General features: G+C 60.2%; 26 protein-coding genes. 10 read left to right on the top strand and 16 right to left on the bottom strand.

What is annotated here, in order from left to right; all coding sequences use genetic code 11:
- Position 1 precedes the first annotated feature (1 nt).
- Positions 2–1,162 (bottom strand): fumarylacetoacetate hydrolase family protein, encoded by a 1,161-nt coding sequence (locus HWE17_RS03805; RefSeq protein ID WP_176387863.1) that lies wholly within the window; start codon positions 1,160–1,162, stop codon positions 2–4.
- 375 nt (positions 1,163–1,537) lie between these two features.
- Here HWE17_RS03805 and chvE point away from each other — a divergent pair, with 375 nt between their 5' ends.
- From chvE to mmsB, 3 genes are all read left to right on the top strand, one after another.
- Positions 1,538–2,614, top strand: coding sequence for a multiple monosaccharide ABC transporter substrate-binding protein (chvE, locus tag HWE17_RS03800; protein ID WP_070218942.1), 1,077 nt, complete (start codon positions 1,538–1,540; stop codon positions 2,612–2,614).
- Between the two features lie 113 nt (positions 2,615–2,727).
- On the top strand, positions 2,728–4,269 hold the full coding sequence (mmsA, locus tag HWE17_RS03795; RefSeq protein ID WP_176387862.1) for a multiple monosaccharide ABC transporter ATP-binding protein: 1,542 nt from the start codon (positions 2,728–2,730) through the stop codon (positions 4,267–4,269).
- Positions 4,259–5,476 (top strand): multiple monosaccharide ABC transporter permease, encoded by a 1,218-nt coding sequence (gene mmsB, locus HWE17_RS03790; protein ID WP_176387861.1) that lies wholly within the window; start codon positions 4,259–4,261, stop codon positions 5,474–5,476. Before mmsA ends, mmsB begins: the two co-directional genes overlap by 11 nt.
- A gap of 68 nt (positions 5,477–5,544) precedes the next feature.
- On the opposite strand, the gene HWE17_RS03785 is transcribed toward mmsB, so the two are convergent.
- Together HWE17_RS03785 and HWE17_RS03780 are read right to left on the bottom strand one after the other, a co-directional pair.
- Positions 5,545–7,176: an NAD(P)/FAD-dependent oxidoreductase gene (locus tag HWE17_RS03785; RefSeq protein WP_176387860.1), complete on the bottom strand. Its 1,632-nt coding sequence runs from the start codon at positions 7,174–7,176 to the stop codon at positions 5,545–5,547.
- On the bottom strand, positions 7,176–8,687 hold the full coding sequence (locus HWE17_RS03780; RefSeq protein WP_176387859.1) for a polyamine aminopropyltransferase: 1,512 nt from the start codon (positions 8,685–8,687) through the stop codon (positions 7,176–7,178). The genes HWE17_RS03785 and HWE17_RS03780 overlap by 1 nt, the downstream gene beginning before the upstream one ends.
- A gap of 59 nt (positions 8,688–8,746) precedes the next feature.
- On the opposite strand from HWE17_RS03780, the gene HWE17_RS03775 reads away from it, so the two are divergent.
- The 7 genes from HWE17_RS03775 to rsgA all read left to right on the top strand — a co-directional run bounded on the left by HWE17_RS03775 (position 8,747) and on the right by rsgA (position 14,192).
- Positions 8,747–9,133 (top strand): DUF350 domain-containing protein, encoded by a 387-nt coding sequence (locus HWE17_RS03775; RefSeq protein WP_081922834.1) that lies wholly within the window; start codon positions 8,747–8,749, stop codon positions 9,131–9,133.
- A gap of 27 nt (positions 9,134–9,160) precedes the next feature.
- A complete protein-coding gene (locus tag HWE17_RS03770; RefSeq protein ID WP_034783830.1) occupies positions 9,161–10,207 on the top strand; it encodes an SPFH domain-containing protein in 1,047 nt (348 codons plus the stop codon).
- A gap of 21 nt (positions 10,208–10,228) precedes the next feature.
- Entirely contained in the window at positions 10,229–11,692 is a 1,464-nt protein-coding gene (locus HWE17_RS03765; RefSeq protein WP_176387858.1) for a DUF4178 domain-containing protein, read from the top strand.
- Complete coding sequence (locus HWE17_RS03760) at positions 11,689–11,859, top strand: hypothetical protein (RefSeq protein ID WP_157814714.1); 171 nt, start codon at positions 11,689–11,691, stop codon at positions 11,857–11,859. The genes HWE17_RS03765 and HWE17_RS03760 overlap by 4 nt, the downstream gene beginning before the upstream one ends.
- 2 nt (positions 11,860–11,861) lie before the next feature.
- The gene (gene speD, locus HWE17_RS03755; RefSeq protein ID WP_176387857.1) at positions 11,862–12,233 is read left to right on the top strand and encodes an adenosylmethionine decarboxylase; all 372 of its coding nucleotides are present in this window, start codon (positions 11,862–11,864) and stop codon (positions 12,231–12,233) included.
- Between the two features lie 63 nt (positions 12,234–12,296).
- The gene (locus HWE17_RS03750; protein ID WP_176387856.1) at positions 12,297–12,851 is read left to right on the top strand and encodes a hypothetical protein; all 555 of its coding nucleotides are present in this window, start codon (positions 12,297–12,299) and stop codon (positions 12,849–12,851) included.
- Between the two features lie 276 nt (positions 12,852–13,127).
- Positions 13,128–14,192, top strand: coding sequence for a ribosome small subunit-dependent GTPase A (gene rsgA, locus HWE17_RS03745; RefSeq protein ID WP_176387855.1), 1,065 nt, complete (start codon positions 13,128–13,130; stop codon positions 14,190–14,192).
- Positions 14,193–14,251: 59 nt separating this feature from the next.
- On the opposite strand, the gene HWE17_RS03740 is transcribed toward rsgA, so the two are convergent.
- From HWE17_RS03740 to mnmG, 13 genes are all read right to left on the bottom strand, one after another.
- Positions 14,252–14,671, bottom strand: coding sequence for a F0F1 ATP synthase subunit epsilon (locus HWE17_RS03740; protein ID WP_058050961.1), 420 nt, complete (start codon positions 14,669–14,671; stop codon positions 14,252–14,254).
- A 62-nt stretch (positions 14,672–14,733) separates the two neighbouring features.
- Positions 14,734–16,134, bottom strand: a complete 1,401-nt coding sequence (gene atpD, locus HWE17_RS03735) for a F0F1 ATP synthase subunit beta (RefSeq protein WP_034752705.1) — start codon at positions 16,132–16,134, stop codon at positions 14,734–14,736.
- A gap of 29 nt (positions 16,135–16,163) precedes the next feature.
- Positions 16,164–17,039, bottom strand: coding sequence for a F0F1 ATP synthase subunit gamma (atpG, locus tag HWE17_RS03730; protein WP_035823466.1), 876 nt, complete (start codon positions 17,037–17,039; stop codon positions 16,164–16,166).
- Positions 17,040–17,101: 62 nt separating this feature from the next.
- A complete protein-coding gene (atpA, locus tag HWE17_RS03725) occupies positions 17,102–18,643 on the bottom strand; it encodes a F0F1 ATP synthase subunit alpha (protein WP_034752701.1) in 1,542 nt (513 codons plus the stop codon).
- A 78-nt stretch (positions 18,644–18,721) separates the two neighbouring features.
- Positions 18,722–19,267, bottom strand: a complete 546-nt coding sequence (locus HWE17_RS03720; protein WP_034752699.1) for a F0F1 ATP synthase subunit delta — start codon at positions 19,265–19,267, stop codon at positions 18,722–18,724.
- Between the two features lie 2 nt (positions 19,268–19,269).
- Positions 19,270–19,740 carry a F0F1 ATP synthase subunit B gene (locus HWE17_RS03715; RefSeq protein ID WP_034752697.1) on the bottom strand — a complete coding sequence of 157 codons (471 nt, stop codon included), beginning with the start codon at positions 19,738–19,740 and terminating at the stop codon, positions 19,270–19,272.
- 43 nt (positions 19,741–19,783) lie between these two features.
- Positions 19,784–20,062, bottom strand: coding sequence for a F0F1 ATP synthase subunit C (atpE, locus tag HWE17_RS03710; protein ID WP_034752695.1), 279 nt, complete (start codon positions 20,060–20,062; stop codon positions 19,784–19,786).
- A 59-nt stretch (positions 20,063–20,121) separates the two neighbouring features.
- Entirely contained in the window at positions 20,122–20,931 is an 810-nt protein-coding gene (gene atpB / locus HWE17_RS03705; protein WP_046681851.1) for a F0F1 ATP synthase subunit A, read from the bottom strand.
- Positions 20,932–20,982: 51 nt separating this feature from the next.
- Positions 20,983–21,351 carry an ATP synthase subunit I gene (locus HWE17_RS03700; RefSeq protein WP_035823464.1) on the bottom strand — a complete coding sequence of 123 codons (369 nt, stop codon included), beginning with the start codon at positions 21,349–21,351 and terminating at the stop codon, positions 20,983–20,985.
- Between the two features lie 269 nt (positions 21,352–21,620).
- Positions 21,621–22,508: a ParB/RepB/Spo0J family partition protein gene (locus HWE17_RS03695; RefSeq protein ID WP_099403832.1), complete on the bottom strand. Its 888-nt coding sequence runs from the start codon at positions 22,506–22,508 to the stop codon at positions 21,621–21,623.
- A 130-nt stretch (positions 22,509–22,638) separates the two neighbouring features.
- Positions 22,639–23,409: a ParA family protein gene (locus HWE17_RS03690; RefSeq protein ID WP_034752687.1), complete on the bottom strand. Its 771-nt coding sequence runs from the start codon at positions 23,407–23,409 to the stop codon at positions 22,639–22,641.
- A gap of 158 nt (positions 23,410–23,567) precedes the next feature.
- Positions 23,568–24,212: a 16S rRNA (guanine(527)-N(7))-methyltransferase RsmG gene (gene rsmG, locus HWE17_RS03685; protein WP_035823460.1), complete on the bottom strand. Its 645-nt coding sequence runs from the start codon at positions 24,210–24,212 to the stop codon at positions 23,568–23,570.
- Complete coding sequence (gene mnmG, locus HWE17_RS03680) at positions 24,209–26,158, bottom strand: tRNA uridine-5-carboxymethylaminomethyl(34) synthesis enzyme MnmG (protein WP_176387854.1); 1,950 nt, start codon at positions 26,156–26,158, stop codon at positions 24,209–24,211. The genes rsmG and mnmG overlap by 4 nt, the downstream gene beginning before the upstream one ends.
- Positions 26,159–26,253 lie beyond the last annotated feature (95 nt).

Genomic DNA, 26,253 nt, shown 5'->3' with positions numbered 1-26,253 from the left:
ATCAAAGCAAACCGCGTTGCGCCAGGTTCTGGTACAGCGCGCGCACGCCGAACGTCCAGGGGGCAATCGCATCGCAGCGCTGCACTTCGTTGACCAGCGCGCCCAGTGCAGCGCTGGCAATCGTCACGCGGTCGCCCAGGTGGTGCGTAAAACCGCCGCCCTGCGCGCCACGGTCCTTCACGGGCGAGAACATGGTCCCCAGGAACAGCATGAAGCCGTCCGGATACTGGTGGTACTGGCCTGCCGTCTGGCGCACCAGGTCGAGCGGGTCGCGGCTGATTTCGCGCATGAAGCTGGCGCCTTCGAGCACAAAGCCGTCGTCCACGCCTTCGATCAGCAGCGACACTTCCGCCTGGCGCACGGTGTCGAGCGTGAAGTGCTCGTCAAACAGGCGGATGAAGGGGCCGATGGCGCAGGAACCGTTGTTATCCTTGGCCTTGCCCAGCAAGAGGGCGCTGCGCCCTTCGATATCGCGCAGGTTGACGTCGTTGCCCAAGGTCGCTCCCAGCACCTCGCCGCGGCTGTTGACAGCCAGGACGATCTCGGGCTCCGGGTTGTTCCAGGCGGACGATGGCAGCAAGCCCACCTGCGCGCCGCAGCCGACCGACGACATCGGCTGCGCCTTGGTAAACACTTCCGCATCGGGGCCGATGCCCACTTCCATGTATTGCGACCAGGCGCCGCGCTGCTGCAGCTGCTGTTTCAGGCGTTGCGCCGCATCCGAGCCAGGCTTCAATGCCGACAAATCGCCGCCCAGGGTCATTTGCAGGGCGGTGCGCAAGCTCGCCGCGCGCGCCGCGTCGCCGCCCGCCTGTTCCTCGATCACGCGTTCGAGCAGGCTGACGGCGAAAGTCACGCCACAGGCCTTGACGGCCTGCAGGTCGCACGGCGCCAGCAGCAGCGGCTCGCCGGCCGGCGCGGCCAGCGCCTGCTCCAGCAGCAACTGCACGGGTCCGAGCGCGATGCCGGGCGCATGGCGGACGATCTCGAGCGCATCGCTGCGCTCGAACAGTTCGGCCACCGTCGCCACCGTCTGCGTGATGTCGACCACCTCGCCGCCGCGCACGGCGACGACGCACGGGCCGTCACGCCAGATGCGGCCGATGAGGACGGCCTGCGCCAGGTCGGCGGGCAACAGGGAGGCGGGAGAAATCGGCTGCATGGCTAGCTTTCAAAAGGTCGTGACGGGATGGCGGGTCTTCAAGTCCGGACCGATTCTGCGCGCCGCCCTGTGTCGCCGCAATTACGAAAATCACCAAATTGAATGATGATTATTGGTATTGCAGCGCAGCATAAAAAGCCGCCGCCCGCCCACCATTTCCGCCCTGTGCGCAGGCGAAAAGGCAGGCCATGGCGCATTGCATCAATTGGTTTATCGATACCGTTTTGGATATCGCCAATGCGAAAAAAGTGATTGGTGAGGGATGGATGGACAAACTAGTATCAGCCGTGGCCTGCAATCGGCCATTCGCACGGAGCCCGCCCACTGGACGACGGCCCTGGCACATTCAACTATCGAAGACGGTGGAGACCTGAAATGAAAACAACAATGAAAATGCTGACCGCGAGCCTGGCGCTGGCCATCTCCGGCATGGCGGTAATGCCCGTGGCAAGCGCCGCCGACAAGGGCGCGATCGGCATCTCGATGCCGACCAAATCGTCCATGCGCTGGATCGCCGACGGCGACAACATGGTCAAGGTATTCAAGGAGCGCGGCTACAAGACGGACTTGCAGTTTGCCGACGACGATATCCCGAACCAGCTGGCGCAGGTGGAAAACATGATCACCAAGGGCGCCAAGGTGCTGGTGATCGCCGCCATCGACGGCACCACCTTGTCGAACGTGCTGCAAAAGGCGGCCGACAAGGGTATCAAGGTCATCTCGTATGACCGTTTGATCCGCGGCACGAAAAACATCGATTACTACGCCACCTTCGACAACTTCCAGGTCGGCGTGCTGCAAGCGGGCTATATCGAATCGGCGCTGAAACTCAAGGAAGGCAAGGGTCCGTTCAATATCGAACTGTTCGGCGGCTCGGCCGATGACAACAACGCGCACTTCTTCTACAACGGCGCGCTGTCGGTGCTCAAACCCTACATCGACAGCGGCAAGCTGGTGGTGCGTTCGAAGCAGATGGGCATGGAAAAGGTCGCCACCCTGCGCTGGGATGGCGCCGTGGCGCAAGCCCGCATGGACAACCTGCTCAGCGCCTACTACGGCAATGCGCGCGTCGACGCGGTGCTGTCGCCATATGACGGCTTGAGCATCGGCATCCTGTCCTCGCTCAAGGGCGTCGGCTACGGCACGCCGAAGCAGCCGTTCCCCGTCGTGACGGGCCAGGATGCGGAAATCCCGTCGGTGAAATCGATCATCCGCGGCGAACAGGCATCGACCGTGTTCAAGGACACGCGCGAACTGGCCAAGGTCACGGCCAACATGGTCGACGCGATGATGAGCGGCAAGACGCCGGCCGTCAACGATACCAAGACCTATAACAACGGCGTCAAGGTGGTGCCGTCCTACCTGCTGAAACCGGTCACCGTCGACAAGGCGAACTGGAAGCAGGTGCTCGTCACCGGCAGCGGCTACTACACGGAAGCGCAAGTGAAATAAGCATCGACGGTACTGAAGGCCCGGCGCTGCCGGGCCTTTCGCTTCACGCACGATCAAGAACAAGACTGCCGCACGACCGATGCCGACCAGCGCGGCCGTGCCAGAGAGGTTATATGACGAACACTATCCTGGAAATGCGCGGGATACGCAAAACATTCCCGGGCGTCGTTGCGCTCGACAATGTCAACCTGCGGGTACGCAGCGGCGAGATCCACGCCATCGTCGGCGAAAACGGCGCCGGCAAATCGACCCTGATGAAAGTGCTCAGTGGCGTCTACGGCCATGGCAGCTATACGGGCGACATCGATTACCTGGGCCAGACGCGGCACTTCCGCGGCATCAAGGACAGCGAAGAAATCGGCATCATCATCATCCACCAGGAACTGGCGCTGGTGCCTCAGCTGTCGATCGCCGAGAATATCTTCCTCGGTAACGAACCGTCCAACATGGGCGTCATCGACTGGGAATACGCGCAAGCGAAGACGCGCGAACTGCTGCACAAAGTGGGCCTGAAAGAATCCCCGGACACGCTGATCACCAACCTGGGCGTGGGCAAGCAACAGCTGATCGAGATCGCCAAGGCGCTGTGCAAGGACGTCAAACTGCTGATCCTCGACGAGCCGACGGCCAGCCTGAACGAAAGCGACAGCGCGGCCCTGCTCGACCTGCTGCTGGGCCTGAAAGCCCAGGGCATCGCCTCGATCCTGATTTCGCACAAGCTCAATGAAATTTCAAGAGTCGCCGATGCCATCACGGTGCTGCGCGACGGCAACACGGTCGACAGTTTCGACTGCCGCGTCGAACCCGTCAGCGAAGACCGCATCATCGAAAAAATGGTCGGGCGCGAAATGGCGGACCGCTATCCGCCGCGCACGCCGACGATAGGCGAGACCATTTTCGAAGTGCGCGACTGGCGCGTCTTCCATCCCGAGCATGCCGACCGCCCCGTCATCAAGGGCATCAACATGCATGCCAAAAAGGGCGAGATCATCGGCATCGCCGGCTTGATGGGCTCCGGGCGCACGGAACTGGCGATGAGCATTTTCGGACGCGCCTACGGCCAGCGCATCAGCGGCACGGTGCTCAAGAATGGCCAGGAGATCGACGTCAGCACCATCGGCAAGGCGATCGCCCATGGCCTCGCGTATGTCACGGAAGACCGCAAGGGCCTGGGCCTGATCCTCGAGGAAGACATCCAGAAGAACACCAGCCTGGCCAACCTGGACGCGATTTCCAAACACATGGTGATCGACGAGCAGCGTGAATTCGGCGTGGCCGAGGAGTTCCGCCGCAAGCTCAAGACCCGTTGCTCGAGCGTGGCGCAGAAGGTGGTCAATCTGTCCGGCGGCAACCAGCAGAAAGTGGTGCTGGCGAAGTGGCTGTTTTCGCGCCCCGACATCCTGATCCTCGATGAACCGAGCCGCGGCATCGACGTGGGCGCCAAGTACGAGATCTACAGCATCATCAGCGAGCTGGCCGCCGAAGGCAAATGCATCATCATGATTTCCTCGGAAATGCCGGAATTGCTGGGCATGTGCGACCGGATCTATGTCATGAACGAAGGCCGCTTCGCGGCCGAATTAAGCGCAGCAGAAGCGTCGCAGGAGCGGATCATGCGCGCGATCGTTACACACGGAGAAAACAATGGACAATAAACTGACAGCGGGCGCGCCGGCAGCAGCAGCGCCAGCGGCCGCACCGCAAGCGAAAAGCTATGCCGGCTTTTTGAAGAACAATATGCGCGACTACGGCATGCTGCTCTCGCTGATCGTCATCATGGGCTTTTTCCAGTACATGACCGACGGCACCCTGATGCAGCCGCTGAACCTGACCAACCTGGTGCTGCAAAACAGCTACATCGTCATCATGGCGCTGGGCATGCTGATGGTCATCGTGGCCGGCCATATCGATTTGTCCGTCGGCTCGGTGGTCGGCTTCGTCGGCGCGCTGGCGGCCGTCCTGATCGTCAACTACAACATGAATTTTGTCGCCGCCAGCATCATCTGCCTGCTGGCTGGCGCCGTCATCGGTGGCGCGCAAGGCTATTTCGTCGCCTTCTTCAAGATCCCGTCGTTTATCGTGACCCTGGCCGGCATGCTGGTGTTCAAGGGCCTGACCCTGGCGCTGCTCGCTGGCCAGTCGGTCGGCCCTTTCCCGGAAGGCTTCCAGATGCTCAGCTCGGGCTTTTTGCCCGACCCGTTCGGCGGAGAGAACCTGCGCGGGCTGTCGCTGCTGCTGGGCGTGATCGCCGCCGCGGCGCTGATCATCACCTCGCTGCGCAGCCGCGCCAAGCAACTGAAACACGGCATGGAAAACGAGCCGCGCGCCTTCTTCCTGCTGAAAAACGCGGTCTTCGCCGCCGTGATGGTGTATTTCAGCTACCTGCTGGCGTCCTACCGCGGTTTTCCCAACGTGCTGGCCGTGATGTCGCTGCTCATCGTCGCCTACACCTTCATTACCAACCGGACCGTGCTGGGCCGGCGCGTGTATGCCGTGGGCGGCAACGAGAAAGCGGCGCGCCTGTCCGGCATCAAGACGGAACGGGTCAGCTTCTACACCTTCGTCAACATGGGCATGCTGGCCGCGCTGGCCGGCCTGATCTTCGCGGCGCGCCTGAACACGGCCACGCCGAAGGCGGGAACAGGATTCGAACTGGACGTGATCGCCGCCTGCTTCATCGGCGGCGCCTCGGCGTCAGGCGGCGTGGGCAAGGTGATGGGGGCCGTCATCGGCGCCTTCATCATGGGCGTGATGAACAACGGCATGTCCATCATGGGCATCGGTATCGATTACCAGCAGGTGATCAAGGGCCTGGTGCTGCTGGCGGCCGTCTTCATCGACGTCATTAATAAAAATAAATGAGAAGAACAAGGAAGCACAGGTTCGAGCCTTAGGGGGCTCTGGCCGGCGCTTGCGCCGGCCTTTTTCATTTATGTGATCGCCAACCGCGCAGCGCGATCCCCCCACCACGCCGCCTCTTCAAATACGGAAAAGCCCGACAAATCCGCATGCGCAAATAGAATCGCGCCATCATGCTCGCGCAAGGCTTTGAGGCCCGCATTGCTGCGAAATCCCGGCAACGGTGCCGCCATGGCGTGGCCGCGCACGGTGATGTCGACGCGTTCGACGCAATTGGCAAAATCGCGTCCATACGCCGTTTTCAGGTCGACACTGGCCAGCGCCAGCAATTCTTCAGGCGTGGCCACGTCTAACCATTTGCGGGCCTCCTGCGGCGTGCGGTCGGACAGGGCCACGTAGGCGCTGAAGACGGTTTTTTCGGGCGGACGCACGCGGATATCCTGGTGCGTCGAGACGACGTAGCCAAGGCCCGGTTCCTGGTACACGACGTTGTCCCAGCACAGGGGCGCATGCGGCAGTTCGTCGGGAAAGCGTTTCAGTAAAAAATTCGCCACCATCCATGGCGCATACGCGGGCGTATCGCGCTTCGCGTCAAAGCCATAGTCGGCGATATTTTTCACTACGCGGGCAGCCACATACAAGGGAATGGCGCAGATGGCCTTGCGCGCCTTGACCAGGTAGGTGCGCGGCTGGCCGTCGACCAGTTCCAGGCACAGCGCTTCGACGCCCTGGTCCGTCGTCTGCACGGACACCACCGTGCCGCTCTTGCGCCGCACGCCCGAGGCCTGCTCCATGGCCATGGCGACCGGCTGCATGCCGCCCGGCCAGGTCAGCCAGGCGCCATTGCCCGCATTCGCCGCCTGCCCCCAGCGGCTGCAGTAGTAATGCAAGCCGGCCCAGGCCGACACCTGGTCGTAGCGCGTGCCGTAGTCATCGCGGCAGCAGTAGTTCAAATACCAGTGCAGGGTGGGCGAGGTATAGCCCTCGCGCTCCATCCACTGTTTTAACGTGATGGTGTCGAGCGCCTGCCAGGCCGGGTCTTGCGACGATTCCACGGTAGGAAAAACGAAGACGCGCTTGCCGTCGTTGCCATGCGTCTGGCGCAGTTGCGCCACCTGCGCAAAGAAGCGCTCGTGCTGCGCCAGTTCCGCAGGCGGCACGCCTTCGGTGGGAATGAAGCCCTCCTGCCAGTGGCCGTTGAACAGCAATCGCTCTTCCGGCGCGTGCAGGATGTAGCGCTCGTCATAATATGGCTTTTCCGCCTGTGGATCGCGCTGGATAATGCCCAGGTCGAACAATATCTCGCGCACATGCGTCGATTCGGGCGAAGGCAGCGGCAAATAATGGCCGCCCGTGGGATACGCCAGGTCGCCGAAGTGGCCGCCCGCCGCGTTGCCATATGGCTGCGGGCCATCGACCATCAGGAAATCCTTGTGCCCCAGTTTATTCAGGCGCCAGGCGGCCGTCAGGCCGGCGATGCCGGAGCCGAGGATGGCCACGTCCGTGGTGATGGTTGCCGAGGGCGCCGGCAGCGCCGTGCGCTCGCGCAGCAGCTTGCGCAAATAGTGTCCCTCGCTGCGGCCCGGGTACAGCACCTTCGGCGTGATTTCCTGCCAGCGCAGGTAGGCGGCGATGCTGCCGATGCCGGCGGCGGCCGCTGCCGTGCCGCCGGCGGCCCACAGCATGAAGGAACGGCGCTGCATCAGCGGATCACCCGGTTCCAGTCCTGCTCGAATTCATGCACGAGCGACTGGGTGTTGAGGCGATTCGGCGCCATCGGCAGCGGCTGCATGTCGGGCGGGAAGATGAACATTTCGCGCGTGGTGTCCGCATTCAGGTAGCGCATGGGCAGGCGGTATTTCGTCGGCGGTGTGTAGTCGAGCTGGGGCGAAGCGAGAATAAAACCCCATTCGCCGAACGAGGGCACGTAGGCGTGGTAGGGCCAGGTGCGCATGCCCACTTCGCGCAGGGTCGAATTGATGGTCCAGTAGGCGTGCGGGGCAAAGAACGGCGACGTCGATTGCACCACCATCAGGCCCTTGGCCGCCAGGTGCTTTTTCACCAGGTCGTAGAACGGCACCGAATACAGTTTGCCGAGCGCGAAGCTGGACGGGTCGGGGAAATCGACGATGGCCGCATCGAACATGTCGCCGTTATTGCGCAGCCAGACGGCGGCATCGGCATTGACGACGGTGACGCGCTTGTCCGAGAACGAACTGTTATTCAGCTTGGCCAGTTCCGGGCGCGTGGTAAACGCGGCCGTCATGGCGGGGTCGAGGTCGACCACGGTGACGTGTTCGATCTGTGGATAACGGAGGATTTCACGCAGGGCCAGGCCATCGCCGCCGCCCAGCACCAGCACGCGGCGCGCCCACGGCAAGGCTTCCAGCACCGGATGCACGAGCGCCTCGTGGTAGCGGTACTCGTCGCGCGAGGAAAACTGCAAATTGCCGTTGATGTACAGCCGCGTATCGTCCTTCCAGCGCGTGATCACCAGGCGCTGGTAGGGCGTGGTGGTGGAATACACGATCTGGTCACCGAACAGGCCATGTTCTCCCCAGGCCACCATGCGGTCCGACATGGCAAAGCCGGCGACGAGCAGCAGCATCACGGCGCAGGCGCGCAGCAGACGCCCCGTGAGGTTTTTCAGCTCGGCGCGGAAGACATAGATGCTCCACAGGCCCACGCCCACATTGAGCATGCCGAACAAAAAGCCCGTGCGCACCAGGCCCAGATACGGCGACAGCACCAGCGGGAACAGCAGGGAGACGGCCAGCGCGCCCAGGTAATCGAAGGTCAGCACGCGACTGACCAGCTCGGAAAATTCCGTCTGGCGCGTGTTCAGGGCGCGCATCACGAGCGGCACTTCCATGCCGACCAGTGCGCCGATCAGGAACACCATCACATACAATAAGGTGCGAAATGGCGCGGCCATCCACGAAAAGGTCATGAACAGGATGGCGGCCGACAGGCCGCCGATCAAGCCCACGGCCAGTTCGATGTCGACAAAGCGCGACAGCACGTCGTCATCCTTGACGTACTTTGAAAAGTGAGCGCCCACACCCATTGCGAACAGGTAGCAGCCGATGATGGTGGAAAACTGCAGGATGGAGTCGCCAAGCAGGTAGCTGGACATGGCGCCGGCGATCAGCTCATAGGCGAGGCCGCAGGAAGCGACCACGAAGACGGACAAAATCAGAATCTTTTTGTTCATTGGACTTTTTTTGTTCTAATATGCGTTGACGTTATCAAATGCTCATTGCGAGGAATGCCGTGCCCGACATCCTAAACTATCTGATCCACCTTTTACTGGCCGCCGCGCTGCTGATTGTATTTTTTATCATCTACACACGCGTCACGCCGTATAACGAAGTACTGCTGATCCGCCAGGGCAACCAGGCGGCGGCCCTGTCGCTGGGCGGCGCGCTGCTGGGCTTTTCCGCCACCATCGCTTCGTCCCTGATGCACACGGCCGGCTACCAGCAATTCTTTGCCTGGGCCTTCGGCGCCATGGTGGTGCAATTGCTCGCCTATGTGGTCACCACGCGTTTGCTGCGCATGTCGAAGGACCAGATCGAATCGAACAACAGCGCTTTCGGCGGCCTGCTGGCCGCCATTTCCCTGTCGATCGGCGCCATCAACGCCGCCTGCATTTCCTGACGTTTTACCTCATTCAAGGACACCATCATGAGCCTCGGCAGCTTTATCAAGAAGCAGTTTATCGACGTACTGCAATGGAACGAAGAGACGGAAGGCGTACTGGCCTGGCGTTTCCCCATGCAGGATTTCGAGATCCAGAACGGCGCCATCCTGAATGTGCGCGAATCGCAGGTCGCCGTCTTCGTCAATGAAGGCAAGATCGCCGATGTCTTCGGTCCCGGCACGCACAAGCTGACGACGCAGACTTTACCGCTGCTGACCAACCTGAAAAACTGGGACAAGCTGTTCGATTCACCGTTCAAGTCGGACGTGTATTACTTCAGCACCCGCGTGCAGACGGGCCGCAAATGGGGCACGCCGCAGCCGATCACCATCCGCGACAAGGATTTCGACATGATCCGCGTGCGCGCCTTCGGCATGTACTCGTACCGCATCGCCGACGCCCGCACCTTCTTCACCGAGATCAGTGGCACGCGCGAAGTCTATACGCGCGACGAGGTGGAAGATCAATTACGCGGCATTTTGATGTCGAGCATGGCCAGCTCGCTGGGTGGCGCGAACGTTCCCTTCCTCGACATGGCGGCCAACCAGGCGCTGATGGCGCAGGAGGTCAAGGATGGCCTGGCGCAGGCGTTTGCCCGCTATGGCGTGGGTCTCGACGAATTCAACGTGGCCAGCATCAGCCTGCCCGAGGAATTGCAGGCGGCGCTCGACGAGCGCATCTCGGCCGGCATGAAGGGCGGCCTGGGCGCAGACAAGATGAGCGGCTTTACGAAATTCCAGGTGGCCAATGCGATTCCGCTGGCGGCGCAAAACGAAGGCGGCATGGCCGGCATCGGTGCGGGACTGGGCGCCGGGCTGTCGATCGGCCAGGTGATGGCGCAAAGCATGGGCGGCGCGCTGCAGCAGCCGGCACCTGCCCCGGCCGCACCGCCTGCGGCGCCACCGGCTCCTGCGGAAGAGCCGATCGAAGCGCGCCTGGAAAAACTCAAGGGCTTGCTCGATAAGGGTCTCATTTCGCCAGCCGACTACGACGGCGCCAAGGCTGAACTGCTGAAAAAACTGATCGGCTAAATACTAGCGAAATACGACTGCATGCAAACTGTTTCCTGTCCCAGCTGCGGCGCGGAAGTTCACTTCCGCTCGCACGCTTCCGTGCTCGCCGTGTGCGAGTACTGCCAAAGCACCATCCTCAAGGACGCCGATTCCATCAGGGACATGGGCAAGATGTCGGCCGTCCTGGAAGACTATACGCCGATCCAGATCGGCACGGCCGGCGTGCACGATGGCGTGCACTTCACCGTCGTCGGCCGCATCCAGCAGCGCTACAGCGCCGGCACGTGGAACGAGTGGTATCTGCTGTTCGACGACGCCAGCACGGCGTGGCTGGGTGACTCGTCCGGCCTGTACACCTTGACGCGCGAGCGCAGCACACAAGGTAGCTTACCCGTCTTTGGCGAGCTGGCGCCGGGCAAGCGCTACACGATCTGCGGCGAGCCGTACACGGCGGCCGAGATCCGCAGCGCCGAATGCATCGCCGGCCAGGGCGAACTGCCGTTCAAGGTGGGCGCCGGCTGGCGCATCCAGGTGGCGGACTTCCGCAACTACGCCAGCTTTGTCACGCTCGACTACACGGATGGCCCGCAACCGGTCGTCTACCAGGGCGTCGCCGTCACCCTGGACGGTTTGCAGTGCCAGCTGCTGCGCGACGACGACGCCATCGCCAAAAGCGCCGGCAAATACCGAGGCAAGCTCGACGCGCTCGACTGCCCGTCCTGCGGCAGCGGCATCAAGTACGTACCCGGCGCGGCGGCGCAACTCGTGTGCCCCGCCTGCCATGCGCAGCTCGACGCCAGCGGCCCGGAAGCACAGGTGCTGGCCATCGGCAAGCAGGTGCACGACAACGCCGACATCACGCTGGAACTGGGCGCCAGCGCAAAGATCAGCAATGTCGATTTCACGGTGATCGGCATGATGCGCCGCGCCGACGACGAAGGCAGCGAGTGGAACGAATACCTGCTGTACAACGCGCGCGCCGGCTTCTTCTGGCTGGTGGAAACGGACGATGGCTGGTCACGCTCGAACGTGCTGCCGAACTGGCCCAACTGGGCGTCGCTGGACGCCTCTACCTGCACGCTCGATGGCGCCACCTACCGCAAACTGTACGACTACGGCTCGCAGGTCGTGTATGCGGCGGGCGCCTTCAACTGGAAAGTGGCCGTCGGCGACAGCACGCGCGTGTTTGAATTCGAACAGGGACAGACCAAGCTGGCGGCGGAGCTCACCGGTGAGGAAATGACCTGGTCGCGCTCCGTGCCCGTCGCCTATGACCAGATGGCCGCCTGGTTCGGCGCCGCCTTCCATGGCGCCAGCAAAACGACGAATATCCAGCTGAGCCATCGCGGCATCGCCAAGGTCTTCATCGTCATCGTGCTGGTCCTGAATGCGATCCCGATGTTTGTCTCGTTCTCCAGCACCCTGATGTGGAGTTTGCTGGGCTGCCTGGCGCTGTTCCTGCCCGCCGCTTTTCTCGACAAGAATGCAAAGAATCCCCCATGAGTAAATACGTGATCTATGCCCTGATGGTGACCTTCAGTGTCACGGCCGCCAACTGGGTGCGCATGTTCAAGGTGGCCGGCAGCAGCAGCGGCAGCAGCTGGAGTTCGCGTACGGGCAGCGGCGGCGGCAGCTATGGCGGCGGCTCCAGCGGCGGCAGCCACAAGTAAGCATGGCAGCCACACCGCATCTGCCCCTGGGCACCCATTTGCTGGCCGATTTGTCGGACATCGCGCCGGAACGCCTGCATGACTGCGCCGCGCTCGAGCGCCTGCTGCGCGATGCGGCCGTCGCGGCTGGCGCGCAAGTACTGCACAGCCATTTCCACAGCTTTGGCGCCGGCCAGGGCGTCACCGGCGTGGTGCTGCTGGCCGAGTCGCATATCTCCATCCACACGTGGCCGGAATGCGGCTTTGCCGCCGTCGATATCTTCATGTGCGGCGCGGCGCGGCCGCAACTGGCGCTCGATGCCATCAAGGATGCGCTGCAGGCCGCGCACTGCCAGCTGCAGTCCGTGCGGCGCGCGCCACCCGGGCAAGCATAAGCCCGCTGGTGGATCGCGGGGGGATCGCTTACACTGTCGGCTCATCTCCCAACCGTGACTTCCATGCGCCGTTCCGCCCTGTTTGCCCTGCCCCTGCTGCTGCTGGTCTCCGCCTGCAACGACTACACGGCGCCCAGCCTGTACCAGGCCACGACGCCCGAGTGCAAGACGTGGACGGAGGGTTCACGCTTCGAGCTGCCGCGCGGTATCAGCGTGTATGCCACGCCACCCGTCACCCTGAAGGAAGGCGGCACGGAGCTGGCGCTGATTTTTACGCTTCCCATCGGCACGCAAGCCAGTTTCACGCGCCTGTCCTTCCTGCTGGAAGAGCCGAAAAAGCCCCCCTTCGCCGAAGCGAAAGTGCTGACCATCTACCAGCGCGGCATGAACCGCAAGGCGGAAATCGTCGACGTCATCGAGACCTTGCCCATCATGTTTTCCGCCGTCGGTTCAAGCGCCGAAACCCAGTGGCGCCTGCGCCTGCAACTGCCGCGCCAGCTGCCGCAGCGCTTTGACCTGTCGATGCCCGACATGCTCATCGCCGGCAAGCGCTACCCGGTGCGCACGTTTACGTACCGCTATTTCCCCGAGCGCCAGGCTTACGGCATGTGCAGCTAAGCCACACCTTCCGTTGACGCCGGCGCACGCCGCTGGCACACTGGGGTTTTCCATCACACTTGAGGAGTAGACAACATGCGCCATTCGGATACTGCCGTGCTGTCGGCTGCCTGATCACCGTTTTTCCCCGCTAAGGCTCTTGGCCCGCAACTCCCCATACGCGTGATCGCGTAGCCGACGTTCCCCTTCTTTCGTGCCAGTCATGGCGACTGGCGGTGCCTGCACGCACAGGCTTCATGTCCGCACGCGGACGACAGAATCTGGAATCACGCTACCATGATCGCATTCGATTTTGCGCAACTACGCCTTATCGGGCTGCAGCAGGCCATCGCCAGCGCAGCCACCCAACTCGAACTCTCTTCCCCAACCGCCCAACTGCTGCGCGTTTGCGCCGTGCACCGCGACAGCATCGGCGTGCACGACGGCATCCTGGAACAGCCGGCGCAAATCCTGCCGCGTCTGCTGCATCAGCTGCAGGCGCAAGACAATATTCTTACTGTCGGCGACTGGGTCGCCGCCGAACCCGACGCGCACGCTACGCTGTGGATAACAGCGCACTTATCCCCAGTCACGCAGATCGCCCGGCGCGGCAATGACGGCCGGCGCCAACTGCTCGCCAGCAATGTCGATACGGCCCTGCTGGTGATGGGACTGGACGAGGATTTCAATCCACGCCGTCTGGAGCGCTATCTGGCCATCGTGCTGGCGGCGCAAGTGACGCCCGTGGTGGTGCTGAGCAAGGCCGACGTGGCCGACGACGTGCCGGGCAAGCTGGCGCAGCTCAGACAGCGCCTGCCGCCACACGTGCCCCTGTTTGCCATCGATACGCGCCATGCATATGACGTGGCCATCCTGGCACCGTGGCTGGGTGCGGGCCAGACCCTGGTGCTGCTCGGTTCATCGGGCGCCGGCAAGTCCAGCCTGACCAATACTTTATGCGCGACGGAGCAGGCAACCAACGGCGTGCGCCATGGCGACGGGCGCGGCCGGCATACGACGACGGCCCGCTCGCTGCACGTGTGCGCCAGCGGCGCCTGCATCATCGACACGCCGGGCTTGCGCAGCTGGCGCGCCGATGCCGATGCGGATACGCTGGCGGCCACGTTCGACGACATCGCGGCGCTGGCGGCGACGTGCCAGTTCCGCGATTGCCGGCATGCCAGCGAGCCCGGTTGCGCCGTACGCGGCGCCGTCGATGCGGACCGCCTGCGCAATTATCACAAGCTGCTGCGTGACGCGCGCCGTATCGAGGAGACGCCGCTCGAGCGCATCGCCGCGCGCGCCAGGTGGAAGACGGTATTGAAGGCGGGACTGGAAAGGGGCAAGGACAAGCGCCGCTGATTTCTGCATAAAAAAAAGGCAGCCCGAAGGCTGCCTTTCTTGTGCGGCGCAGATTGAAATTAAATCTTGCGCAGCTTCTGGATCGCTGCCAGTTGCGCAATCGCGCTGGCCAGCTCGGCTTGCGCTTGCGCGTAGTCGATGCCCGAATCCTTGTTGTGGATATTTTCTTCCGCCAACTTCTTCGCTTCCAGCGCTTTCGCTTCGTCGAGGTCGTGACCGCGGATCGCGGTATCGGCCAGGACGGTCACGGTATCCGGTTGCACTTCCAGCAGGCCGCCGGCAACGAAGACGAACTCTTCTTCAGCCTGGCCGACTACCTTGATGCGGACCGCGCCCGGACGGATGCGGGTAATCAAAGGCGTGTGGCGTGGGTAGATACCCAGCTCGCCTTGTTCACCCGGCAACGCGACGAATTCTGCTTCACCTGAAAAAATCAGTTCTTCAGCGGAAACCACGTCAACGTGAATTGTGTGTGCCATGTGTGTCCTATCGGGTTGAAGAACCCCGCCTTGTAAGGGGCGGGGTTAGGCCCAGACTTAACTTAGTTAAGTTTCTTGGCTTTTTCGATTGCTTCTTCGATCGTGCCGACCATGTAGAACGCTTGTTCCGGCAGGTGATCGAGTTCGCCCGAAGCGATCATTTTGAAGCCCTTGATCGTGTCTTTGAGCGAAACGTATTTACCAGGCGCGCCGGTAAAGACTTCAGCGACGTGGAAAGGCTGCGACAGGAAACGCTGCATCTTACGTGCGCGGGCGACCAGCAGTTTGTCTTCCGGTGCCAGCTCGTCCATACCCAGAATCGCGATAATGTCGCGCAATTCCTTGTAGCGTTGCAGGGTCGTTTGCACGGCACGCGCGGTGTCATAGTGCTCTTGACCAACGATCAACGGATCGAGCTGACGCGAGGTCGAATCGAGTGGGTCCACGGCTGGGTAGATACCCAGGGAAGCGATGTCACGCGACAGCGCAACGGTCGAATCCAAGTGAGCAAACGTGGTAGCAGGCGACGGATCGGTGTAATCATCGGCTGGAACGTAGACGGCCTGGATCGAGGTGATCGAACCGGTCTTGGTCGACGTGATACGCTCTTGCAGACGGCCCATTTCTTCAGCCAGGGTCGGTTGGTAACCCACAGCCGACGGCATACGGCCCAGCAGTGCCGACACTTCGGTACCAGCCAGCGTAAAGCGGTAGATGTTGTCGACGAAGAACAGAACGTCTTTGCCTTCATCACGGAACGATTCAGCGATCGTCAGGCCGGTCAGCGCGACGCGCAGACGGTTACCTGGCGGTTCATTCATCTGACCGTAGACCATCGCCACTTTGGAGTTCTCTGGATTTTCCAGATCGACCACTTTCGCGTCAGCCATCTCGTGGTAGAAGTCGTTACCTTCACGCGTACGCTCACCAACACCGGCGAACACGGACACGCCGCTGTGCGCTTTGGCGATGTTGTTAATCAGTTCCATCATGTTCACGGTCTTGCCTACGCCAGCGCCGCCGAACAGACCAACTTTACCGCCTTTTGCAAACGGGCACACCAGATCGATCACCTTGATGCCGGTTTCCAGCAGTTCTTGCGAAGGCGACAGTTCGTCGTATGCAGGAGCGGTGCGGTGGATCGACGCGATCTGCTCGTGCGACACGGGGCCGCATTCGTCGATCGGGTTGCCCAGCACGTCCATGATGCGACCCAGGGTTGCTTTACCGACTGGCACCATGATAGGTTTGCCGGTGTTCTGGATCATCATGCCGCGACGCAGGCCATCGGACGAGCCGAGTGCAATGGTACGGACAATGCCGTCGCCCAACTGCTGTTGTACTTCCAGGGTCAGTTCCGAGCCTGCCATCTTCAAGGCATCAAATACCTTAGGCATCGCGTTGCGGGGAAACTCAACGTCCACCACAGCGCCGATACACTGAACGATTTTGCCATCAGCCATGTTCGTTCCTTCAATATAGTTAAATTCGTTTAAACCGCAGCCGCACCGGCGACGATTTCGGAGAGTTCTTTGGTAATCGCAGCTTGGCGGGTCTTGTTGTAGATCAGCTTCAATTCGCCGATCACACTACCCGCGTTGTCGCTTGCAGCTTTCATCGCGACCATCCGTGCCGATTGCTCGGACGCCAGATTCTCCGCGACTGCCTGGTACACCAGCGCTTCTACATAGCGCTCCAGCAATTCGTCGATGATGCTTTGTGCATCCGGCTCGTAGATGTAATCCCACGAGTGTGCGCTCTTGTCGGCGACCATTTTGTCAGCCGTCAAAGGCAGCAGCTGTTCGACCACTGGTTCCTGCTTCATCGTGTTGATGAATTTGGTGTAGCACAGGTACACTGCGTCGAGCTTGCCAGCCTGGAACTCTTCGAGCATGACCTTGACGGGTCCGATCAATTTTTCCAGATGGGGCGTATCACCAGTTTGAATGGCAGAGGCGACGATCTTGACGCCGATGCGATTCAAAAAACCCAAACCCTTGTTACCGATGGCAACTGCTTCAATCCGGTTGCCAGCTGCTTCCAGCTCGCGCGACTTCGACGTCACCTGGCGCAGGATGTTGGTATTCATGCCGCCGCACAGACCCTTGTCGGTCGTCACAACGATGAAACCTACTGCCTTCGCTTGCGTACCCTGGGCAGCTGCCAGGAACGGGTGCGTGTATTCCGGATTGGCATTCGCCAGATTGGCGGCGATATTCCGAATCTTGTCACTGTAGGGACGAGCGGCCCGCATCCGGTCTTGCGCCTTGCGCATTTTGGACGCGGCGACCATTTCCATCGCCTTGGTGATCTTCTTCGTATTCTCTACGCTCTTGATCTTGCCTCGTATCTCTTTGCTTGATGCCATGAGTCCTTACTCCTTCTGCGCGTAGGGCGGCGCCTCACTCAAGGTGGGCGCCGCCTGGCCGCTTAATATGCGCCGGATTTCTTGAAATCAGCAATGGCCGCCGACAGAGTTGCTTCGCTGTCTTTGTCGAGTTGCTTGGTTTCTTCGATCTTGGCCAGCAGAGCAGCTTGCTTGGTCTTCATGTAAGCGTGGACACCAGCTTCGAACGACAGCACTTGCTTGACTGGCACGTCGTCCATGAAGCCTTTGTTCACCGAGAACAGCGATACGGCCATCAGCGAGATCGACAGTGGCGAGTATTGGGCTTGCTTGAGCAATTCCGTCACGCGGGCACCACGGTCCAGCTGCTTGCGGGTCGATTCATCGAGGTCCGAAGCGAACTGCGCAAATGCGGCCAGTTCACGGTACTGCGCCAAGTCGGTACGGATACCGCCGGACAGGTTTTTGATGACCTTGGTCTGGGCGGCGCCACCGACGCGCGATACGGAAATACCGGCGTTAATTGCAGGACGGATACCGGCGTTGAACAGCGAGGTTTCCAGGAAGATCTGACCGTCGGTAATCGAAATCACGTTGGTTGGAACGAATGCGGACACGTCGCCAGCTTGCGTTTCAATGATCGGCAGTGCCGTCAGGGAACCGGTCTTGCCTTTGACGGCGCCGTCGGTGAACTTCTCGACGTAGTCGGCGTTCACGCGTGCTGCGCGTTCCAGCAGGCGGCTGTGCAGGTAGAACACGTCGCCTGGGTACGCTTCGCGACCTGGTGGACGGCGCAGCAGCAGCGAGATTTGACGGTATGCAACAGCTTGTTTGGACAGATCATCGTAGACGATCAGTGCATCTTCACCGCGGTCACGGAAGTATTCGCCCATGGCGCAACCGGAGTACGGCGAGATGTATTGCATGGCGGCCGATTCCGAAGCGGAAGCGGCGACAACGATGGTGTATTCCATCGCGCCGTGCTGTTCCAGCGAGCGCACGATGTTCTTGATCGACGAGGCTTTTTGGCCAATCGCGACGTAGATACATTTCATGCCCTGGCCTTTTTGATTGATGATCGCATCAATCGCCACAGCCGACTTGCCGGTTTGACGGTCGCCGATGATCAGTTCGCGCTGGCCGCGGCCAACTGGAACCATCGCATCGATCGACTTCAGGCCGGTTTGCATTGGTTGCGAAACGGATTCACGGGCGATCACGCCCGGCGCGATTTTTTCAATCGCGGCCGTCAGTTTGGTCTCGATGGCGCCTTTGCCGTCGATCGGCTGACCCAGCGCGTTGACAACGCGGCCGAGCAGCTCAGGACCGACTGGCACTTCCAGAATGCGGCCGGTGCATTTCACCGTGTCGCCTTCGGAGATGTGCTCGTAGGCACCCAGAATCACGGAACCGACGGAGTCGCGTTCCAGATTCATTGCCAGGCCAAACGTGTTGCCTGGGAATTCCAGCATCTCGCCTTGCATCACGTCCGACAAACCGTGGATGCGGCAGATACCGTCGGCGACGGAAATAACCGTGCCTTGATTACGCACTTCAGCGCCGCCGTCAAGACCTTGGATCCGGCTCTTGATCAACTCGCTGATTTCAGATGGGTTGAGTTGCATACTAACTCCTAAAAGTGTTTCTCTCAGCTTGCGCGAGGGGTAAGGGTCTGTCTAAGCTGGCCTGCCGAAGCGCGTGTCTTACGACACCAGTGCAGCGTGCAGTTGCTGCAGCTTGGCGCGCACCGAGGTATCGAGCACTTGGTCGCCAACGACCACGCGCACGCCGCCGAGCAGCGATGGATCCACTGTGACGGCAGGGTTGAGCTTACGACTGAATTTCTTTTCCAGCGTTGCGACCAGCTCGGCCGTTTGGCCTTCGCTCAGATCGAAAGCGCTCGTGATCTCGGCGTCAGCCGCACCTTCCAGGCCATTTTTCAGGGCATGGAATTGCGCGCCGATTTCCGGCAGCAGGCTGATGCGGCCATTTTCGATCAACATCGTGACGAAGTTTTTCACTTCCTCATTGAGCGGCGATTTCAACAACGACAGGATGGTGGCGGCGACGTCGCTTTCCGAAACTTTCGGATTGCGCGCGTACGCCTGTACCTCGGGGTGGCTACCGATCTGTGCCAGTTCGGACACCAGCTCGGACCACGCCGCGAGGTTGCTTGACTCCTTACCAGCTTGGGCTACGCGGAACAAAGCTTCCGCGTAGGGACGGGCGACGGTTGCGAGTTCTGCCATGATTACAGCTCGACAGCAAGACGCTGCAACATTTCGGCGTGAGCCGTAGCGTTAACTTCACGCTTCAAGATCTGCTCGGCACCCTTGACAGCCAGGTCAGCCACCTGAGCGCGCAATTGTTCGCGTGCTTTCGACAGTTGCTGTTCGGCGTCCGACTGGGCTTGCGCAATGATACGCGCAGCTTCAGCTTGTGCATTTTGCTTGATCTCTTCAGCAACCAGCTGCGCGCGCTTTTCAGCGTCCGCAACGCGTTGCGACGCTTCTTCACGTGCACTGTTCAATGCCTCTTGCGCACGCTTTTCAGCGACTGCCATCGAAGCCTGACCTTGATCGGCCGCAGCCAATCCATCCGCGATTCGTTTGGCACGCTCATCCAGCGCGTTGTTCAGCGCTGGAAATACGAACTTCATCGAGAACCAGACCAACACCGCGAAGGTGATCATCTGGCCGATGAGCGACATATTGATGTCCATACCTTTGCTCCTAACTAAAAGTTTCTCCTAGGGTTGGAGCGAATTACTGAGCAACAGCCGTCAGAGCGGACAGGAACGGGTTAGCGAACGTGTACAGCAGAGCAACACCAACGCCGATCATCGAGATAGCATCCAGCAGACCAGCGATAACGAACAGTTTGGTTTGCAGTTGTGGCATCAGTTCTGGTTGACGTGCCGAAGCTTCCAGGAATTTGCCACCCAAGATAGCGAAGCCCAGAGCGGTGCCGATTGCGGCCAGGCCGATGATGATTGCTGCTGCCAGAACGGTCATGCTTTGTACTTGTGCGATCAGAGCTTGCATAAAATTCTCCTAAATTTAAAAACGAAAGATACTAAAAAAACAAAATATAAAGTTAATGATTAATGTTTCTCAACCGCGAGGCTCAGATACACAACCGTCAACGCCATAAACACAAAAGCTTGCAAAGTTACAATCAAGATATGGAAAATTGCCCATGGACCACCCAACGCCCACTGTGCCCACCAAGGCAACAACGCGATCAAGATGAAAATCAGTTCGCCGGCATACATATTGCCGAACAGTCGCAGCGACAGGGAGATCAGTTTTGCAACCAGCTCAACCATTTGCAGCAAGAAATTGACAGGTGCCAGGGCGATCGTGCCGATCAGGCCGCTCGCATGGAACGGTGCCGTGAACAGTTCCTTGATCCAGCCGCCCAGGCCCTTGGCCTTGATCGAGAAGGCGATCACGCACAGCACGACCGACAGCGACATGGCGAAGGTGTGGTTGACGTCGGCGGTCGGCACGGCGCGCAGTTTATGCACGCCAAACCAGCTCAGGATCTTCGGCAGCAGGTCAACCGGCAGGAAGTCCATCGCGTTCAGCAACCAGACCCACACAAAAATAGTGATGGCCAGCGGCGCGATGACCTTGCTTTTCGCGTGGAAGGCCCCATTAATAGTGTCATTGACGATTTCCATGACCATTTCGACGAAGTTTTGCAACTTGCCAGGGACACCAGCCGTCGCGCGGCGCGACGCCATATAGAAAACAGCCAGGAAAACAAAGCCCAGAATGGCCGAAATCCAGAACGTATCCAGATTGATCATGCCGTCGGCACTTCTCAGGTGGGCCAGATGGTGACTGATGTATTCTGTGGCGTTGGCCGGGGCAGCATGGCCCGCTTCAATAGCGTGTTCTGTGGTCATAATGAATTTAGATTTGTCGTTTCAGAGCTCAACAGGCCCCAAAACCAATGATTAAACAGCGAGCAATGAAAACCAGTATGCTAAGGTTGCCACCGCGAAACCCAAGATCAGCCATAACCAGGCGGCCGACTGAAACAACACCAGTGCCAATATAAACAGCACCGCTGTGATAAATATTTTCACCACTTCTGCGCGCAAATGCGCCCGGAATGCCTTGTTGGCGTCGCTAGAACCGCGAACCACCAACAGGGCATACACCAGGCTACCGATGACTGCGATAGCGCCGCCGTATGCGGCGGACCAGCCTCTGACATTGCCACCAAAAAACAGGGTGACCGTGGCAAAGCTGATAGCAATTGCGAGCTGCAATGCAACTACTTTGTAGACTGGCTTGGCAATACTTTGTTGTGAATCACTCAATTGCCAAGTTCCCAGAAAAATCTACACACGCAAAGACACGGGATTATAGTTGGCTTTGATCTATAGAGTCAAACGTTGCTGCACCGCAGCAGGGCAATTGCTGCGTGAAACTGACGCTTTACCGACTATTCGCCGCCTTTTGCACCACTATATGGCAAAGCCGCTTGTCTGGCCGCTTCCAGCCGTGTTATCAAGGAATCACGTGGTCCATCCGGAAAGCATGGCCGGATTGTCCACACCGCAGGTCCCCTGCCTTTGCAGCTTGCTATTTAACCACGCAAGCGGGTCAACAAACCATCGAGCACGTCAAGATCGGCAAAATCAATCACCAATTGGCCACGGCCCTTGTTGCCCATCTTGAACACCACGGGCGTGGCCAGCGCATCGGACAGCTCTTCTTCCAGGCGCGCGATGTCGCCGGACTTTTCCTTCTGACGCGGCTCGACCGGGTTAGCCACTTCCTCGACCGTGCGCGTCACGAGCTTTTCCGTTTCGCGCACGGACAGGCGCTTGGCCACGACCTGATTGGCCAGCGTGATCTGGCTGGCCGCATCCACGGCCAGCAGCGCGCGCGCATGGCCCATGTCGATATCGCCGGCCATCAACATGGTTTGCACGGGACTGGCCAGGTTCATCAGGCGCAACAGGTTCGACACGGCGCTGCGCGAACGTCCCAGCGCAGTGGCCGCTTGCTCATGCGTAAAACTGAAGTCGGCGATCAGGCGATGGATGCCCTGCGCTTCTTCCAGGGGATTGAGGTCTTCGCGCTGGATATTCTCGATCAGCGCCATGGCCGCGGCGGCCAGGTCGTCCACATCGCGCACCAGCACCGGCACTTCCGTCAGACCGGCCAGTTGCGACGCGCGGAAACGGCGTTCGCCGGCGATAATTTCATATTTAACAAGTCCGCTCAAGGTGTCTTGCCCGATCGGGCGCACCAGGATCGGCTGCATCAGCCCTTGCGCCTTGATCGAGGCGGCCAGTTCATTCAAGGCCCCCTCGTCCATGCGCGTGCGCGGCTGGTATTTGCCGGCTTGCATTTGCGACACGGGCAAGTTCGACGGTTGATGCGTGTCCGCACTGGCGAAGTCGCCACCGCCGCCGCCCAACAGGGCGTCGAGTCCGCGACCCAGTCCTTTTAATTTTTTCGTAGCCATGCTGTCCTAACTAACTAAGGGGTCAGACCCTCCGGGTCCGACCCCAGTATTTTTCTTGGGGTTGGCAGTTTTTCAGCCCAACCGCTAAAGCCGGGGTCAGACCCAAAGGGTCCGACCCCGATACTGCTGTTTACATATGTTTGATGCGTTCGACCATCTCGGCGCCGAAGGCGATATACGCCTGGGCACCTTTCGAGCTGGGGTCGAAGGTCACGCCGGGCAGGCCGTACGATGGCGCTTCGGCCAGGCGGACATTGCGCGGGATGATGGTATTGAATACCTTGTCGCCGAAGTGCTGTTCCAGCTGCGCCGACACTTGTTGCGATAATGTCATGCGCGGATCGAACATCACGCGCAGCAAGCCGATGATCTTCAGGTCCGGGTTCAGGTTCGCATGCACCTTCTTGATGGTATTGACCAGATCGGACAAGCCTTCCAGTGCGTAGTACTCGCACTGCATCGGGATGATCACGCCATGCGCGGCGCACAGGCCGTTCAGGGTCAGCATCGATAATGCCGGTGGGCAATCTACCAGGATGAAATCGTATTCGCCGTCCACTTCGGCCAGCGCATCCTTCAGGCGGCGTTCGCGGTTGTCGAGTTCGACCATCTCCACTTCGGCGCCGGCCAGCTCGCGGTTCGATGGCAAGACATCGAAGCGCCCCGCTTCCGAACGCTGGCGTGCCGTTTTGACATCGGACTCGCCCAGCATGACTTCATAGGTCGACGCCTTCAGGCCGGCCTTGTTGATGCCGGCGCCCATGGTCGCATTGCCCTGCGGGTCGAGGTCGACCAGCAGCACGCGCTGGTTCAATTTGGCCAGACCGGCGGAGAGGTTGACGCTTGTTGTGGTTTTACCAACACCACCCTTTTGATTTGCTACACAAAAAATTTTGGCCATGTATCTTCTAGTTGTAAAGAGATGCAAACTTCATCGTGCGCCCCGGCATCTGGCCGAAACGATTTATACTGTTTATTTCATTTATACGATATAAATCGTTTATACGGTTTATATAATTTATACCGTATAAATTGTTTATATCATTTATTTTTCGGCTTTTAAATTCTTGCTATAAATACCAGATGACGCTCTGCATTTAGCCCTGGCACCTGAATCGCTCGTAATTGCGTCACTTGCCAGTCCGCCGGCAGTCGCTCTCTCTCGTCTGGCGGTGCCACCCCTTTCAAGGCGATGAATTGCCCACCCTCGGCCAGTACGTGGTTCGACCAGTTGACGAAGTCGGACAGGTCGGCAAAGGCGCGCGAGGTGATCACGTCGAATTTCTGCTGCACTTCCAGCTGTTCCACCCGTTTCGTGTACACGGTGACGTTGCTCAAGCCCAGTTCCGCCTTCACTTGCGTCAAAAATGCCGTCTTTTTATGCACCGTGTCGATCATCGACACTTTAATATCGGGCCGCGCGATGGCCAGAACCATGCCCGGCAAGCCGCCGCCGGCGCCCACGTCGAGCACATTCTTGGCATCCGCGAACGCCGGCACGGCGGCCAGCGAATCGAGCACGTGCAAGGTCAGCATCTGCAGGGGGTCGCGCACCGACGTCAGGTTGTACACGCTGTTCCATTTGGCCAGCAAGGCCAGGTAATCGAGCAGTTTTTCCGTCTGATCCGCGCTCAGGTCGAGCCCCAGCGCGGCGATGCCTTCATTCAAAATAGGGGCCAATGCGGCCCGGTCAAACTGCTTCATTCAACAACCTCGTCCTTTAAAGTGGTGGTCTGTATTTCGGCCTGACCTGCACCGAAGCCGCGCTTTTTCAGGTGCACCAGCAGCAGCGAAATGGCCGCCGGCGTCACGCCGGAAATGCGCGAGGCCTGGCCCAGGGTTTCAGGGCGCTGCTTGTCAAGTTTTTGCCGCACTTCGACCGACAGCGCGCCGATATCCAGGTAATTGAAACCTTCCGGCAAAGCCAGGTTTTCATAGTGTTCGTGGCGCTCGATTTCCTTGCTCTGGCGCTCGATGTAACCCGCATATTTGAGCTGGATTTCCACCTGCTCGCGTACGGCAGGGTCCTCCACGCCGGGGCCGGCCAGGGCCTGGCCTTCCATGCCCGTCATGCTCATCAGGGTGTCGTAGGCCACGTTCGGGCGGCGCAGCAAGTCCGCCAGCGAATACTCGCGCTCGATGGCCTGGCCGACGATGCGTTCCGATTCCGCAGCCGCCAGGATGCGCGGATTGACCCACGTGGAACGCAGGCGCTCGAGTTCGCGCGCCACCGCTTCGCGCTTGGTCTCGAAGGCTTGCCACTGGGCGTCGCCGACGCAGCCCAAAGCGCGGCCGATTTCCGTCAGGCGCATGTCGGCATTGTCTTCGCGCAGGCTCAAACGGTACTCGGCGCGGCTGGTGAACATGCGGTACGGTTCCTGCACGCCCTGGGTGATCAAATCGTCGACCAGCACGCCCAGATAAGCCTCGGAGCGGCCCGGCACCCAGGCTTCCTTGTCCTGCGTCAGCAAGGCCGCATTCAGGCCCGCCAGCATGCCTTGCGCGGCCGCTTCCTCGTAGCCGGTGGTGCCGTTGATCTGGCCAGCGAAGAACAGGCCGGCGACGGCCTTCGTTTCCAGCGACGCCTTCAAGCCGCGCGGGTCGAAATAATCGTATTCGATGGCGTAGCCGGGACGCAGGATGTGGGCGTTTTCCATGCCCTTCATCGATTGCACCAGGGCGATCTGCACGTCGAACGGCAGGCTCGTCGAGATGCCGTTCGGATAGAACTCGTGCGTCGTCAAGCCTTCCGGCTCGAGGAAGATCTGGTGCGATTCCTTGCCCGAGAAACGGTGGATCTTGTCTTCGATCGAGGGGCAATAACGGGGGCCGACGCCTTCGATGACGCCCGTGTACATGGGGCTGCGATCGAGGCCGGCGCGGATGATGTCGTGCGTCTGGCTATTCGTGTGCGTGACCCAGCACGGCACCTGGCGCGGGTGCATGGACGTGTTGCCCATCACGGAAAATACGGGCACGGGATCGAGGTCGCCCGGCTGTTCTTGCATCACGGAAAAGTCGATCGTGCGGCCATCGATGCGCGGCGGCGTGCCCGTTTTCAAGCGGCCCTGCGGCAGCTTTAATTCCTTCAAACGGGCCGACAGCGAAATGGCGGGTGGGTCGCCGGCGCGGCCAGCCGAATAATTGTTCAAGCCCACGTGGATCTTGCCGTCGAGGAAAGTACCGGCCGTCAGCACCACGGCGCGCGCGAGAAACTTCAGGCCGATCTGCGTGACGGCACCAACGACGCGGTCACCTTCGACGATCAGGTCATCGACGGCTTGCTGGAACAGCCACAGGTTAGGCTGGTTTTCCAGGCGCGTGCGGATGGCGGCCTTGTACAAAAGACGGTCGGCCTGGGCGCGCGTGGCGCGAACTGCCGGGCCTTTCGAAGAGTTCAGGATGCGGAACTGGATGCCGGACTCGTCGGTGGCAATCGCCATCGCGCCGCCCATGGCATCGACTTCCTTAACCAGGTGGCCCTTGCCGATGCCACCGATGGAAGGGTTGCACGACATCTGGCCCAGTGTCTCAATATTATGCGTGAGCAATAGCGTCTTCTGCCCCATGCGGGCGGAAGCGAGGGCCGCCTCGGTACCGGCGTGACCACCACCGACAACGATGACGTCGAATTCTGTAGGAAATAACATGATAAATAGGTAACAGTGCAAGTAAAAATGCGGGAAGAGAGCTCCGATTATAGAGTCTTTTTGCAAGCGCAACCTTGCGACGGCCAATTTTTGCT

The organism is Janthinobacterium sp. BJB401 (assembly GCF_013372745.1).
Classification (GTDB): Bacteria; Pseudomonadota; Gammaproteobacteria; order Burkholderiales; family Burkholderiaceae_D; genus Janthinobacterium; species Janthinobacterium rivuli.
This window is presented reverse-complemented; position numbering and strand designations above follow the sequence as displayed.